General features: G+C 69.6%; 9 protein-coding genes. 4 read left to right on the top strand and 5 right to left on the bottom strand.

The window, feature by feature from the left end; genetic code table 11:
• Positions 1-2 precede the first annotated feature (2 nt).
• Both hemDX and hemC read right to left on the bottom strand, forming a co-directional pair.
• Positions 3-1,997, bottom strand: coding sequence for a fused uroporphyrinogen-III synthase HemD/membrane protein HemX (gene hemDX, locus ACV22Z_RS17085; RefSeq protein ID WP_448077466.1), 1,995 nt, complete (start codon positions 1,995-1,997; stop codon positions 3-5).
• Complete coding sequence (gene hemC / locus ACV22Z_RS17080) at positions 1,997-2,983, bottom strand: hydroxymethylbilane synthase (protein WP_448077465.1); 987 nt, start codon at positions 2,981-2,983, stop codon at positions 1,997-1,999. Before hemC ends, hemDX begins: the two co-directional genes overlap by 1 nt.
• Positions 2,984-3,192: 209 nt before the next feature.
• Here hemC and ppc point away from each other — a divergent pair, with 209 nt between their 5' ends.
• Positions 3,193-6,216: a phosphoenolpyruvate carboxylase gene (gene ppc, locus ACV22Z_RS17075; RefSeq protein ID WP_448077464.1), complete on the top strand. Its 3,024-nt coding sequence runs from the start codon at positions 3,193-3,195 to the stop codon at positions 6,214-6,216.
• Between the two features lie 259 nt (positions 6,217-6,475).
• Here the strand turns inward: ppc and ACV22Z_RS17070 are convergent, their stop codons facing one another.
• Positions 6,476-7,228: a class I SAM-dependent methyltransferase gene (locus tag ACV22Z_RS17070; protein WP_448077463.1), complete on the bottom strand. Its 753-nt coding sequence runs from the start codon at positions 7,226-7,228 to the stop codon at positions 6,476-6,478.
• A gap of 194 nt (positions 7,229-7,422) precedes the next feature.
• Between ACV22Z_RS17070 and ACV22Z_RS17065 the strand changes: the two genes are divergently transcribed.
• From ACV22Z_RS17065 to ACV22Z_RS17055, 3 genes are all read left to right on the top strand, one after another.
• Positions 7,423-8,232: a helix-turn-helix transcriptional regulator gene (locus ACV22Z_RS17065; RefSeq protein ID WP_448077462.1), complete on the top strand. Its 810-nt coding sequence runs from the start codon at positions 7,423-7,425 to the stop codon at positions 8,230-8,232.
• A gap of 235 nt (positions 8,233-8,467) precedes the next feature.
• Entirely contained in the window at positions 8,468-9,877 is a 1,410-nt protein-coding gene (gene argH / locus ACV22Z_RS17060; RefSeq protein ID WP_448077461.1) for an argininosuccinate lyase, read from the top strand.
• A gap of 108 nt (positions 9,878-9,985) precedes the next feature.
• On the top strand, positions 9,986-10,666 hold the full coding sequence (locus ACV22Z_RS17055) for an HAD family hydrolase (protein WP_448077460.1): 681 nt from the start codon (positions 9,986-9,988) through the stop codon (positions 10,664-10,666).
• 169 nt (positions 10,667-10,835) lie between these two features.
• On the opposite strand, the gene ACV22Z_RS17050 is transcribed toward ACV22Z_RS17055, so the two are convergent.
• Both ACV22Z_RS17050 and ACV22Z_RS17045 read right to left on the bottom strand, forming a co-directional pair.
• Positions 10,836-11,681, bottom strand: a complete 846-nt coding sequence (locus ACV22Z_RS17050; protein ID WP_448077628.1) for a lysozyme inhibitor LprI family protein — start codon at positions 11,679-11,681, stop codon at positions 10,836-10,838.
• A 26-nt stretch (positions 11,682-11,707) separates the two neighbouring features.
• Entirely contained in the window at positions 11,708-13,987 is a 2,280-nt protein-coding gene (locus tag ACV22Z_RS17045; RefSeq protein ID WP_448077459.1) for an Orn/Lys/Arg family decarboxylase, read from the bottom strand.
• Positions 13,988-13,999 lie beyond the last annotated feature (12 nt).

Raw genomic sequence — 13,999 nt, 5'->3', positions numbered from 1 at the left:
CGTTACCCCCGGCTCTTGAACTGCTGAACGGCGTTCAGGCTGGTGTTCAGGCTCGGCAGCGCAACCGTCAGCGACGCGCCGTCGACCTGCTTCAGCAGATCCTCGACGGTCTGCGTGTCCTTCGATGCCTGGTCGAAATACTTCGCGAGCGACGCCTGCGCGGCGTGCAGGTCGGCCTTCATCGCCGGCTCGTTGCGCGCGAGCAGCGACAGCCGGGCCGTCAGCAGGCGCAGCTTCACGTTCTCGCGCACGAAGTAGCCCTGTTCGGGCGACGCGAGCATCGCGTCCGCGTTGTCGATCCGGCGCACCTGCACGAGGCCCTTCAACTGCTGGCCGAGGCCGGCCGAGAAGTCATGCCACCAGATTTTCCAGCGCGGCTCGCCGGCCGCGGCAGCCGCTGCGGCCGCTGCGGCCGTCTTCGCGGCATCCGCCGGCGCATCGGCCTTCGGCGCCGCGTGCGGCACGATCGCCTCGCCGGAGAGCGGCAGCGCGTCGATCTTCGCGATCGCGTCGTCGAGCTTGATCGCGAGGCCCGTGAGATCCGCGGACGGCGCGGCCTTCAGCTTCTCCACGTCCTGCGCAAGCGCCTTGCGCACCGCAACCGCCTGCGGGCTCTGCGACGTCGCGAGACGCGCGTCGGCGTTCTGCAGCGCGATCAGCGCGAGCTGCGTGTTGCCGGTGAGCTGCAATTGCTGGCTCGCGCTCGACAGCATCTGGTCGACTTCCTCGAGCATCCACTGGTCGCGGTTGCGCGCGAGATCCTGGTACTGCTGCTGCAGCGCCTGCTGCGCGTTCTGCGCATCGGCGAGCTTGCCGTCGAGCTGCGCGAGCTGCGTATCGACCTGGTGCGTGCTCGCGAGCGCCTGCTCGGTCTTCGTGCGCGTGTCGGCCGCCTGCGCGTCGAGCGCCTTCTGGCGTGCGGCCAGCGTAGTGTCGAGCCGGTCGACCTTGCGGTTCAGCGCATAGCCGCCGACGCCCGCCGCGCAGCCGAGCACGACGACGACGAGCCACAGCACGGCGCTGCCGCCACGGCGCGCGGGCGGCTGGGACGCCATGTACGGCGGGCTGGACGGCGTCGCAGGTGCAGCGGCCGGCTGGGAAGAGACGCTTTTGGAATCGTTGGTATCAGTCATGCGTTTTGTCACCGGTGCGGCTGTCGCCGGTTGGACGGCCTCGTCGGCCATCGTTCGAAACGCGCGGACGATGCGCTCATCGCCCGCGCCGGTCAGCGTAATCCTATCAAAACCCAATGCGCGCGCGGTCTGCTCGATCCGCGGATGCGGCGTCACGAGCGGCGCATGCTTCAGCGCGTCGATCTCGGCCTCGTTCAGGTGCGCGTGCGCGAGCTCGTGCAGGTTGCGCACGCCTTCCGAGCTCGTGACGAGCCACGCGTGCGGCTCGCCGCCGAGCAGCGCGTGCACGCGCTCCCAGGTGCCGATGCGCGGCTCCGGCACGACGCGCCGGTACGCGGCGACGAGCTGCACGTCGGCGCCCGCTTCGCGCAGCCGGTCGGCCAGCCATTCGCGGCCGCCGTCGCCGCGCACGATCAGCACGCGCTTGCCGGCGAGCGCCGCCGCGCCGCCGAATGCGGCTTCGATGCACGCGAACAGGCTTTCGGAATCGTAATTCGGGGCGCTGCCGTCGGCGGGCGCCTGCGGCGCGATCACGCGATACGCGGGCGCGGCAATGCCGTGCCGCTCGAGCGCGGCGACGCTGCCCGGCCCGACGACGCCGACCGGCAGCGCGTTCGGCCAGATCGCGCCGTACTGCGCGAGCGCGCGGTCGATTGCGTTCGGCGACACGAAGATCACGAGCGCATAGTCGGCAAGCGCCGCGAACGCAGCGTCGAGCGGCGCCGGATCGTCGAGCGGCGCGATGTCGATCAGCGGAAAATCGAGGACGTCGCAACCGGCGCTGGCCAGTTGCGCGGCCAGCCCGGCCGACTGTCCGTCCGGGCGCGTGAGGACGGCGGTGAACGCGCGCGCGCCGCCCGCCATCAGGCGTCGCCCTTGCCGGCCTGCGAGCCGGCGAGCAGCGCATGGACGATGTCGAGCGCGCCCTGCGCCTCGAGTTCGTCGGCCACCGCACGGCCGAGCGCCAGCGCGTCGGCGGCGCTCATCACCGCCGAGCATTCCTCGGCCGTCAGCACGCGCTTGCCGTCGGTCGTCGACACGCGGCCCGTCAGGTACAGCTCGCCCGCTCGCCATACCGCATGCGCGGCGAGCGGCACCTCGCAGCTGCCGCCGAGCGCGCGCGACACCATCCGCTCGGCCTCGACCGCGAGCGCGGTCTCGCGGTCGTGCAGCGGCGCGAGCCACGCGGCGACGTCGGTGCGGTGCGATGCGATCTCGATGCCGAGCGCGCCCTGGCCCGCTGCCGGCGGGCTGTCCTCGACGTCGATGAGCGCGCGGATCCGTGCTTCGAGGCCCAGGCGCTTCAGCCCGGCCGCCGCGAGGATGATCGCCGCGTAGTCGCCGCGATCGAGCTTCGCGAGGCGCGTGTCGAGGTTGCCGCGCAGCGGCTGTACCTGCAGGTGCGGGTAGCGCGCGCGCAGCATCGCCTCGCGGCGCAGGCTCGACGTGCCGACGACGGCGCCGGCCGGCAGCGCGTCGAGCGATGCGTGGTCGTTCGACACGAACGCATCGCGCGGATCTTCGCGGCTCATGACAGCCGTGAGCGAGAAGCCGTCGGGCAGCGCCATCGGCACGTCCTTCAGCGAATGCACGGCGAGATCGGCGCGGCCGTCGGCGAGCGCGTTTTCCAGCTCCTTGACGAACAGGCCCTTGCCGCCGACCTTCGACAGCGTGCGATCGAGAATTTGATCGCCGCGGGTCGTCATCCCGAGGATTTTCACGTCACAAGCTGGATATAATTTGCGCAGCGCATCACGCACATGTTCGGCTTGCCACATCGCCAGGCGGCTCTCGCGCGAAGCAATCGTCAGCGTCGCCGGCGGCTGTGCCGATAAGGTCTCGGAATTCATTGCAGGAACAATCGAAGGACGGGATTGAAGATCGAACAATGGTAGCACGCACGCCCTCGCCCGCCCGGGCGCGGAACCGGCCCGACGCCGCCTGGCGCGGGCCGTCGCGGCGATGCGCGGATGTGCCGCAGCCCCAGCTTGTCGCTTGACCGCAGTTCCCGCAGTTTCCGCAGTTCCTTTTGACTCGAGCTTTCCCAAGGAAACCCATCGTGAAGTCTTCCGGATCGGCGCGTACGGCGCGCCGCAATGCTGCCTTGCCCTCCTCCGACGCCCAGACGGGCTCCATCGCCGCCGCTGCGAACGGCCGCGCGACATCGGCAACGAAACCGGCAACGAAACCGAAAGACCCGATACGTCAGACAAAACGCGCGGTAAAAGCCGCCGATGGCGGCGCGGCAGCGAGCACGCCGAAGCCGAACGCGCGCACCCGCGAGGACAAGGACCGTCCGCTCTTCGAGGACATCCGCTTCCTCGGCCGCCTGCTCGGCGACGTCGTGCGCGAGCAGGAGGGTGACGCGGTGTTCGACGTCGTCGAGACGATCCGCCAGACGGCCGTGAAATTCCGCCGCGAGGACGACCGCGAAGCCGCGCAGACGCTCGAGAAGAAGCTGCGCAAGCTGACGCCCGAGCAGACGGTGAGCGTCGTGCGCGCGTTCAGCTATTTCTCGCACCTCGCGAACATCGCAGAGGACCGCCACCACAACCGTCGCCGCCGCATCCACGCGCTTGCCGGCTCGACGCCGCAGCCGGGCACGGTCGCATTCGCGCTCGATCAGCTGAAGCAGACGGGCGGCGCATCGAAGGGCGTGCTGCAGCGCTTCTTCGACGACGCGCTGATCGTGCCCGTGCTCACCGCGCACCCGACCGAGGTGCAGCGCAAGAGCATTCTCGACGCGCAGCACGACATCGCGCGCCTGCTGGCCGAGCGCGACCAGCCGCTGACGACGCGCGAACGCGCGCACAACGAGGCGATGCTGCGCGCACGCGTGACGGCGCTGTGGCAGACGCGGATGCTGCGCGATGCGCGCCTCACCGTCGGCGACGAGATCGAGAACGCGCTGTCTTACTACCGCGCGACGTTCCTCGACGAGCTGCCCGCGCTGTACGGCGATATCGAGGCTGCGCTCGCGGAGCACGGCCTGCCCGCCCGCGTGCCGGCATTCTTCCAGATGGGCAGCTGGATCGGCGGCGACCGTGACGGCAACCCGAACGTCACCGCGACGACGCTCGACGAGGCGATCAACCGCCAGTCCGCGGTGATCCTCGAGCACTACCTGGAACAGGTGCACAAACTCGGCGCCGAGCTGTCGGTGTCGAACCTGCTCGTCGGCGCGAACGACGCGGTGAAGGCGCTCGCCGCCGCCTCGCCCGACCAGTCGCCGCACCGCGTCGACGAACCGTACCGCCGCGCGCTGATCGGCATCTACACGCGGCTCGCCGCGAGCTCGCGCGTGCGGCTCGGCGAAGGCACGGTGCCCGTGCGCAGCGCCGGACGCGGCGCACCGCCCGTGCGCGCGACGCCGTATGCGGATTCCGAGGAATTCGTGCGCGACCTGAAGGTGCTGATGGAGTCGCTCGCCGAGCATCACGGCGCGTCGCTCGCCGCGCCGCGCCTCGCACCGCTCGCACGCGCGGCCGAAGTGTTCGGCTTCCATCTCGCGAGCATCGACCTGCGGCAAAGCTCCGACATTCACGAGGCCGTCGTGGCCGAGCTGTTCGCGCGCGCCGGCGTCGAGGCCGACTACGCGGCGCTCGCCGAGGAAGACAAGCTGCGCGTGCTGCTCGCCGCGCTCGCCGATCCGCGGCCGCTGCGCTCACCGTACTTCGAATACTCGGCGCTCGCGCAGAGCGAGCTCGGCGTATTCGAGAAGGCGCGTGCGGTGCGCGCGCAGTTCGGGCCGCGCGCGGTGCGCAACTACATCATTTCGCACACCGAGACGGTCAGCGACCTCGTCGAAGTGCTGCTGCTGCAGAAGGAGACGGGCCTGCTCGAAGGCTCGCTCGGCGCGAAGCACGGCGGCGCGCGGAACGGCCTGATGGTGATCCCGCTGTTCGAGACGATCCCCGACCTGCGCGACGCGTCGCGGATCATGCGCGAGTACTTCGCGCTGCCGGGCGTCGACGCGCTGGTCGCGCACCAGGGCGGCGAGCAGGAAGTGATGCTCGGCTATTCGGACAGCAACAAGGACGGCGGCTTCCTGACGTCGAACTGGGAGCTGTACCGCGCCGAGCTTGCGCTCGTCGACCTGTTCCGCGAGCGCGGCATCACGCTGCGGCTGTTCCACGGCCGCGGCGGCACGGTCGGCCGCGGCGGCGGCCCGACCTACCAGGCGATCCTGTCGCAGCCGCCCGGCACCGTGAACGGCCAGATTCGCCTGACCGAACAGGGCGAGGTGATCGCGAGCAAGTTCGCGAACCCGGAGATCGGCCGGCGCAACCTCGAGACGGTCGTCGCCGCGACGCTCGAAGCGTCGCTGCTGCCGCAGTCGAATGCGCCCGCGCAGCTGCCCGCGTTCGAAGCCGCCATGCAGACGCTGTCCGACAGCGCGATGGCCGCGTACCGCGCGCTCGTCTACGAGACGCCCGGCTTCACCGACTACTTCTTCTCGTCGACGCCGATCAGCGAGATCGCCGAGCTGAACATCGGCAGCCGTCCCGCGTCGCGCAAGCTGCAGGACCCGAAGCACCGGAAGATCGAGGATCTGCGTGCGATTCCGTGGGGCTTCTCGTGGGGCCAGTGCCGCCTGTTGCTGACCGGCTGGTACGGTTTCGGCAGCGCGGTGGCCGCCTACCTCGACGGCGCGAAGGACGACGCCGAGCGCAGCAAGCGTCTTGCGCTGCTGAAGAAGATGCACAAGACCTGGCCGTTCTTCTCGAACCTGCTGTCGAACATGGACATGGTGCTCGCGAAGACGGATCTCGCGGTCGCGTCGCGCTATGCGCAGCTCGTCGCGGACAAGAAGCTGCGCAAGCACGTGTTCGACCGGATCGTCGGCGAGTGGGAGCGCACGTCGCAGGCGCTGGCCGAGATCACCGGCCACGACAGCCGGCTCGCGACGAACCCGCTGCTCGCGCGTTCGATCAAGAACCGCTTCCCGTACCTCGATCCGCTGAACCACCTGCAGGTCGAGCTGATCAAGCGGCACCGCGCGGGCGACACCAACGCGCGGCTGCGGCGCGGGATTCACCTGACCATCAACGGGATCGCGGCCGGCCTGCGCAACACGGGCTGATCCGCAAAACGGATGCTGCACGCGCGGCGCGCGTGCCGCGCCGCAACGGCACAGGCCGCGATACGGGTTTCCGGTGTCGCGGCCTTTTCGTTTCCACTGCCGCACCCCGTTTCATCGGCAATCGCACGCGGGAACGCCCGGTCGCGACCGGGCGTTCCGGCACGACGAGCGCATCGCCGCACACCCCGCACACCGCCGCACGCCCCAGCGATCCGTCGTGGCCGCCGTTGCTGCGACTTTGTGCGGGCCTTCGCCGCGATCAGCGTGCGTCGATCATCAACGCATCGTGCTCGAACGAGCCGTCCGGCTGCACGGCGTAGTAACCGCGCACCTCGTCGGGCGCGTGCGCCCACAGCGCGCGGATGCCCGTCACGCTGTCGGCCGGCGTGCGGATCCGCGCGACCCACGTGTCGAAATCGATCGGCAGGCGCCAGCGGCTCGCCACCTGCGCGTCGAAGCCCGCGTCGCGAAACATCGCGAGCCATTCGTCGGCCCGGTAATCGCGCACGTGCGACGCGTCGCGCAACACTTCCGCCGCCTGCAGGTAAGTGTCGAGAAGCGGATGAGCGTGGCCGGCGATGTCGATCATCAGCACCCGACCGCCCGGCTTCAGCACCCGGCGCATCTCGGCGAGCGCGGCACGCACGTCGTGCCAGTGGTGCGCGCTCATCCGGCTCACGACCCAGTCGAACGTCGCCGCCTCGAACGGCAGCCGCTCGGCCGGCCCCTGACAGGTGCGGATGTTCGCGAGACCGCGCTCGCGCGCGGCCGCATCGACGGTCGCGAGCATCTGCGGCGCGAGGTCGTACGCGACGACTTCGCGCGCGTGCGGCGCGACCGCGAAGCTCGCATGGCCCGCGCCGCACCCCAGGTCGAGCACCGCGGCGCCCGGCGTCGCGCGCACCGCGTCCGCGAGCGCCTGCAGGTCGGCGCCCGTCGCATGCACGGTGCTCGTCAGATAGGCGGCGGCCGTCGAGCCGAACGCATCGGCAACCTGGTCGTGATGTTTCATTGCACTCTCCTGTCGGCCGGAGCTGGCGTTTCAGCGCTTACTCCGGCCCCATGCAAAGCTTGTTTGGGACCGTCCGCACCGCTGCGGGCGGACGCGTGAGCCGCTACAATAGCGCTCGCTCCTGTACCAGTACAAGACAACAAGTTATTCTGGTATTCGATCCACCTGTCTGACGTTTGACGCACGTTTTACGCATGAACCTTCCGCCCGCCGCCCCCACCCCGCCACTCGACACCACGCCTGCCCGCGCGCTCGGCGACTTCATCCGCGCGCACCGCGAGCGCCTGACACCGCAGGCCGTCGGCCTGCCGCCTGGCCCGCGCCGCCGCACGCCCGGACTGCGGCGCGAGGAAGTCGCGCAATTGTGCGGTGTCAGCCCGACCTGGTACACGTGGATCGAGCAAGGCCGCCCGGTGTCCGCGTCGGCCGACGCGCTCGCGCGGATCGCGGTCGCGCTGCAGCTGTCGAAGGCCGAGCGCGCGTACCTGTTCGAACTGGCCGCGCAGCGCGACCCGGCCGAGCCGGATGTCGCGGCCGGCGACCTGCCGCCGACGCTCGCCGCGACCGTCGCCGCGATCGCGACGCCCGCCTACGTGCTCGACCGGCAATGGAACGCGCTCGCGTGGAACCCGCCCGCGGCTGCGCTGTTTGCCGGCTGGCTCGACGGCGATCACGACCGCAACCTGCTGCGCTTCACGTTCATGTCGCCGGCCGCGCGCGCGCTGATCGTCGACTGGGACACCCGCGCGCGCCGGCTCGCAGCCGAATTTCGCGCCGATTCGATCCGTCACCTGAACGACGCGCCGACCCGCGCGCTGATCGACGCGCTGACGGCCGGCAGCGACGCGTTCGCGCAGTACTGGGCGTCGCAGGACGTGTTCGAGCGCGAAGGCGGCCTGCGCGAGTTCGACCATCCGGCCGACGGCCGGCTCGTGTACCAGCAGATCACGCTGAAGCCCGCGCACCGCGAGGATCTGAAGCTCGTCGTGCTGGTGCGCGAATAACCACGATCGCGCCCATACGGCTCCGCGCGACGCCCGCGAGTGCCCGCAGCGGGCCTGCGGCGAGCCGCCGGACGCCACGCGCGCGCACGGTTCCGACGCCCGCCTGCGGCGCGCCTCGGCGGCCCGGGCGGCGCGGCGGGCGGGCCGCCCGGGCCACGGCGCGCGCGCCCGCGAATGTTAGAATCCCCGGATTCCTCGCGGCGCACGCCGCCCAACACCCCTTCGAAGAATCGCCATGACGTCCCAACTGCACAAAAAGGGCGAGGCCTGGTCGGCCCGCTTCTCGGAACCGATGTCCGAGCTGGTCAAGCGCTACACGTCGTCGGTGTTTTTCGACAAGCGCCTCGCGCTCGTCGACATCGCCGGTTCGCTCGCGCACGCGAAGATGCTCGCCGCGCAGAAGATCATCAGCGCCGACGACCTGGCGGCGATCGAACGCGGGATGGCGCAGATCCAGGGCGAGATCGAGCGCGGCGAATTCGAATGGCAGCTCGACCTCGAGGACGTCCACCTGAACATCGAGGCGCGCCTGACCGCGCTGATCGGCGATGCCGGCAAGCGCCTGCACACGGGCCGCTCGCGCAACGACCAGGTCGCGACCGACATCCGCCTGTGGCTGCGCGGCGAGATCGACCGGATCGGCGGCCTGCTGAACGACCTGCGCGGCGCGCTGATCGACCTCGCCGAGCAGAACGCCGACACGATCATGCCGGGCTTCACGCACCTGCAGGTCGCGCAGCCGGTCACGTTCGGCCATCACCTGCTCGCCTACGTCGAGATGTTCTCGCGCGACGCAGAACGCATGCGCGACTGCCGCACGCGCGTGAACCGCCTGCCGCTCGGCGCGGCGGCGCTCGCCGGCACGAGCTACCCGATCGACCGCCACGCGGTCGCGAAGACGCTCGGCTTCGACGGCATCTGCGCGAACTCGCTCGACGCGGTGTCGGATCGCGACTTCGCGATCGAATTCACGGCCGCGTCCGCACTCGTGATGACGCACGTGTCGCGCTTCTCGGAAGAGCTCGTGCTGTGGATGAGCCCGCGCGTCGGCTTCATCGACATCGCCGACCGCTTCTGCACCGGCAGCTCGATCATGCCGCAGAAGAAGAACCCGGACGTGCCCGAGCTCGCGCGCGGCAAGACGGGCCGCGTGAACGGCCACCTGATGGCGCTCCTCACGCTGATGAAGGGCCAGCCGCTCGCGTACAACAAGGACAACCAGGAAGACAAGGAGCCGCTGTTCGACACGGTCGACACCGTCGCCGACACGCTGCGGATCTTCGCCGAAATGGTCGCGGGCATCACCGTGAAGCCGGACGCAATGCGCGCGGCGGCGCTGCAGGGCTTCTCGACCGCCACCGACCTCGCCGACTACCTCGTGAAGCGCGGCCTGCCGTTCCGCGATGCGCACGAAGCCGTCGCGCACGCGGTGCGGATCTGCGATGACCGCGGCATCGATCTCGCCGACCTGACGCTCGACGAGATGAAGCAGGAGCTGCCGAACGTCGCGCACCTGATCGGCGACGACGTGTTCGGCTACCTGACGCTCGAGGGTTCGGTCGCAAGCCGCAACCACCCGGGCGGCACCGCGCCGGACCAGGTGCGCGCCGCAGCGAAGGCCGCGCGCGCCGCGCTCGGCAAGTAAGCCGGCAGCACCGGACGGACGCCCCTGCGGCGTCCGTTTTTTGTTTGTGCGGCCATGCTGGTTGCGTGCGCTGCGCCCTTCCCCGCCCCCGACTCCCGGATCTTCCCCATGACGTTTTCCGCTGCGATCTTCGACATGGACGGCCTGCTCATCGACTCCGAGCGGACCATCATGAACACCTGGATCGACGTCGCAGGCGCGCACGGCGTCGCGCTGACCGTCGCCGACTATCTGCAGATCGTCGGCCGCTCGTTCGCGGAAGGCCAGACGATCCTCGCGGGCCTCATCGGCGAGCCCGACACGTTCGAGTCGGTGCGCACGCGCGTGCGCGAACGGCTCGCCGCGCCGGAGCCCCATCCGAAGTTTCCGCTGAAGCCCGGCGCGCACGCGCTGCTGTCCGCGCTCGCGCAGGCCGGCATCCCGTGCGCGGTCGCGTCGTCGTCCGCGCGCGACGTGATCCGCGCGCGGCTCGACGCGGTCGGCGCGCTGCCGTTCTTCCACGCGATCGCGGGCGGCGACGAAGTCATGCGCGGCAAGCCCGATCCGGCCGTCTATCGGCTCGCGGCCGAACGGCTCGGCGTGCCGGCCCATGCATGCGTCGCGTTCGAGGACAGCGACTTCGGCGCGCAGGCCGCGGCAGGCGCGGGCGCGGCGGTCGTCACGGTGCCCGACCTGAAGGCACCGACGCCCGAGATCGTCGCGCTGAGCCTGCACGTGCTTGCGTCGCTCGACGACGCGCTTGCGCTGATGCCCGCCTGGTTCGGCCCGCGCGACGCTCGACATCCGTGACCGGACCGCGGTCTCCCGCGGCGGGGTCCACTGCGCGGGCGGCCTCGTACCCGCTTCACCGACGTATCCCCCCAAACGCAAACGGGCACCTCGCGGTGCCCGTAGCGGTCCCAGTTCTGCATTTCCGTCGTGCGAACCCGCATGTCTGGATGCGGCACGCGCGCGGCGCTCATTTGTTGCCGGCCGTCTCCGACAAACGCTTCATCGTCGCGATGCGCGCGCCGATGATGTCGATGCGCCCGTCCTCGCCGACGAGCGGCGCCGTCGCGTCGCGGTACGCGATCCACGCACGCTGCGCATGCACGAGCGTCGCGGCCGAATGCGCGGGCATCTTGCGCCGCAGTTTCTGGTAATAGCGGTTCAGGTCGAACAGCGCGTGCTCGCACGCAGCGTCCTGCTCGCATGGCCGGATGCGGCGCGCAGGGTCGCGCGCGCTGCTTGATGCGCTGCTTGATCCGCTATTCGGGGCACTATTCGATGCGCCGTTCTGCGTGCCGGTCGTCCCGGCATTCGCCATACCGTTCGCCGTACCATTCGACGCACCGCCGGCATTGGCCGCCGCCGGCTGCGACCCGCCGTTCGGCGCGGGGGCCGGCGGCGGCGCGTAGCGATCGGCGGCCGCCCGCAGCGCAAGCGCGCGGTCGCGCACCGGCTGCAGCTGCATGTCGGCGCTCGCCATCGTGTACATCGTGCCGCGCGTCGTGTCGTACACGGCCTTCAGCAGTTGCACTTCGTCCTTGCGCCATGCCACCCAGCGCCGCTGGCTCTCCTGCCAGCCGCGCTTCGCGTCGTCGGGCGCATCGTTCAGCAGGCGCTTGTACGCGCCGTCCATCACCGCCTGCCACTGCTGCTGCGCTTCGCCCATGCACTGGATCTGCCCTGCCGTCGACGAGCGGTCGCGCTGCGCGAGACACTGCCGCATCGCCACGTCGTTCGGGTCGGCCGCCGCGACTTCCGCGTGCGCCGCGCCCGACCAGGCTGCCCAGGCGACGAGCGCAGCCGTGGCCGCGCGCATCGTCCCGATTCGAGTCCGCGCCATCGTCAATCGCGCACGCAGTCGACGAAGTACTCGACGCGCCCGTTCACCTCTTCCGCGACGAGGCCGTGGATGTCGGTGTGGAAGCCCGGGAAGCGCTCGTTGAAGTCGCGCGCGAACCGCAGGTAATTGACGATCGTCTTGTTGAAACGCTCGCCCGGAATCAGCAGCGGAATGCCCGGCGGATACGGCGTCAGCAGGATGCTCGTCACGCGGCCTTCGAGCTCGTCGAGCGGCACGCGGTCGATCTTGCGGTGCGCGAGCTTCGCGAATGCGTCCGACGGCTTCATCGCCGGCTCCATGTCCGACAGGTACATCTCGGTCGTCAGGCGAGCGATGTCGTTCGCGCGGTAGACGTCGTGGATCTGCGTGCACAGGTCGCGCAGGCCGACGCGCTCGTAGCGCGGATGCTGCGCGACGAATTCCGGCAGCACGCGCCACAGCGGCTGGTTGTTGTCGTAGTCGTCCTTGAACTGCTGCAGCTCGGTCACCATCGAGTTCCAGCGGCCCTTCGTGATGCCGATCGTGAACATGATGAAGAACGAGTACAGGCCCGTCTTCTCGACGATGATCCCGTGCTCGGCGAGGTACTTCGTGACGATCGCGGCCGGAATGCCGGTCTCGCCGAATTCGCCGTCGACGTCGAGCCCCGGCGTGATGATCGTCGCCTTGATCGGGTCGAGCATGTTGAAGCCTTCCGCGAGCGGACCGAAGCCGTGCCAGCGGTCGTTCGGCTTCAGCATCCAGTCTTCGCGCGAGCCGATGCCTTCCTGTGCGAGGTCTTCCGGCCCCCACACGCTGAAGAACCAGTCGTCGCCGTACTCGGCGTCCACCTTGCGCATCGCGCGGCGGAAGTCGATCGCCTCGGCGATCGACTCCTCGACGAGCGCGGTGCCGCCCGGCGGCTCCATCATCGCGGCGGCGACGTCGCACGACGCGATGATCGCGTACTGCGGGCTCGTCGACGTGTGCATCAGGTACGCCTCGTTGAAGCGGTGCTTGTCGAACGTGCGGTTCTCCGAATCCTGCACGACGATCTGCGACGCCTGCGAGATGCCGGCGAGCAGCTTGTGCGTCGAGTGCGTCGCGAACACCAGCGCGCCGGTGCGCGGCCGGCCGTCGCCGATCGCATGCATGTCACGGTAGAAGTCGTGGAAGGTCGCATGCGGCAGCCACGCTTCGTCGAAGTGCAGCGTGTCGAGCAGGTCGCCGAGCAGGTCCTTGATCATCTCGACGTTGTAGACGACGCCGTCGTACGTGCTCTGCGTGATCGTCAGGATGCGCGGCTTCATGTCCGGGTTCTGGCGCATCGCTTCGCGCGCGAACGGGTTCGCCTCGATCTTGCGGCGGATGTTCTCCGGCTTGAACTCGTCGCGCGGAATCGGGCCGATGATGCCGAAGTGGTTGCGCGTCGGCGTGAGGAACACGGGAATCGCGCCCGTCATCGTGATCGCGTGCAGGATCGACTTGTGGCAGTTGCGGTCGACCAGCACGATGTCGCCCGGCGCGACCGTCGCATGCCAGACGATCTTGTTCGACGTCGACGTGCCGTTGGTCACGAAGAACAGGTGATCGGCGCTGAAGATGCGCGCGGCATTGCGCTCCGATGCGGCCACCGGGCCCGTGTGGTCGAGCAGCTGGCCGAGTTCGTCGACGGCGTTGCAGACGTCCGCGCGCAGCATGTTCTCGCCGAAGAACTGGTGGAACATCTGGCCGAGCGGGTTCTTCAGGAACGCGACGCCGCCCGAGTGGCCGGGGCAGTGCCACGAGTACGAGCCTTCGTCCGCGTACTTGACGAGTTCCTTGAAGAACGGCGGCGCGAGCGAGTCGAGATAGACCTTCGCCTCGCGGATGATGTGGCGCGCGACGAACTCCGGCGTGTCCTCGAACATGTGGATGAAGCCGTGCAGTTCGCGCAGGATGTCATTCGGCAGGTGGCGCGACGTGCGCGTCTCGCCGTACAGGAAGATCGGGATGTCCGCGTTGCGGCGGCGCACTTCGGCCACGAACGCGCGCAACTCGATGATCGCGGTGGCAAGCTCGGGCAGCTCGCCGTCCGGCCCGGTTTCGCCGAGCATGAGTTCGTCGTCGTCGATCGACAGGATGAAGCACGACGCGCGGCTCGACTGCTGCGCGAATGACGTCAGATCGCCGTAGCTCGTGAGGCCGAGGACTTCGACGCCCTCTTTCTCGATCGCTTCGGCCAGCGCCCGGATGCCGGAGCCCGAGATGTTCTCGGAGCGGAAATCTTCGTCGATGATGACGACGGGGAAACGAAACTTCATGGGCGAATCTCC

It is taken from the genome of Burkholderia sp. PU8-34 (assembly GCF_053427725.1).
The sequence above is the reverse complement of the archived record's forward strand: the minus strand, read 5'-3'. Positions and strand labels throughout refer to the sequence as shown.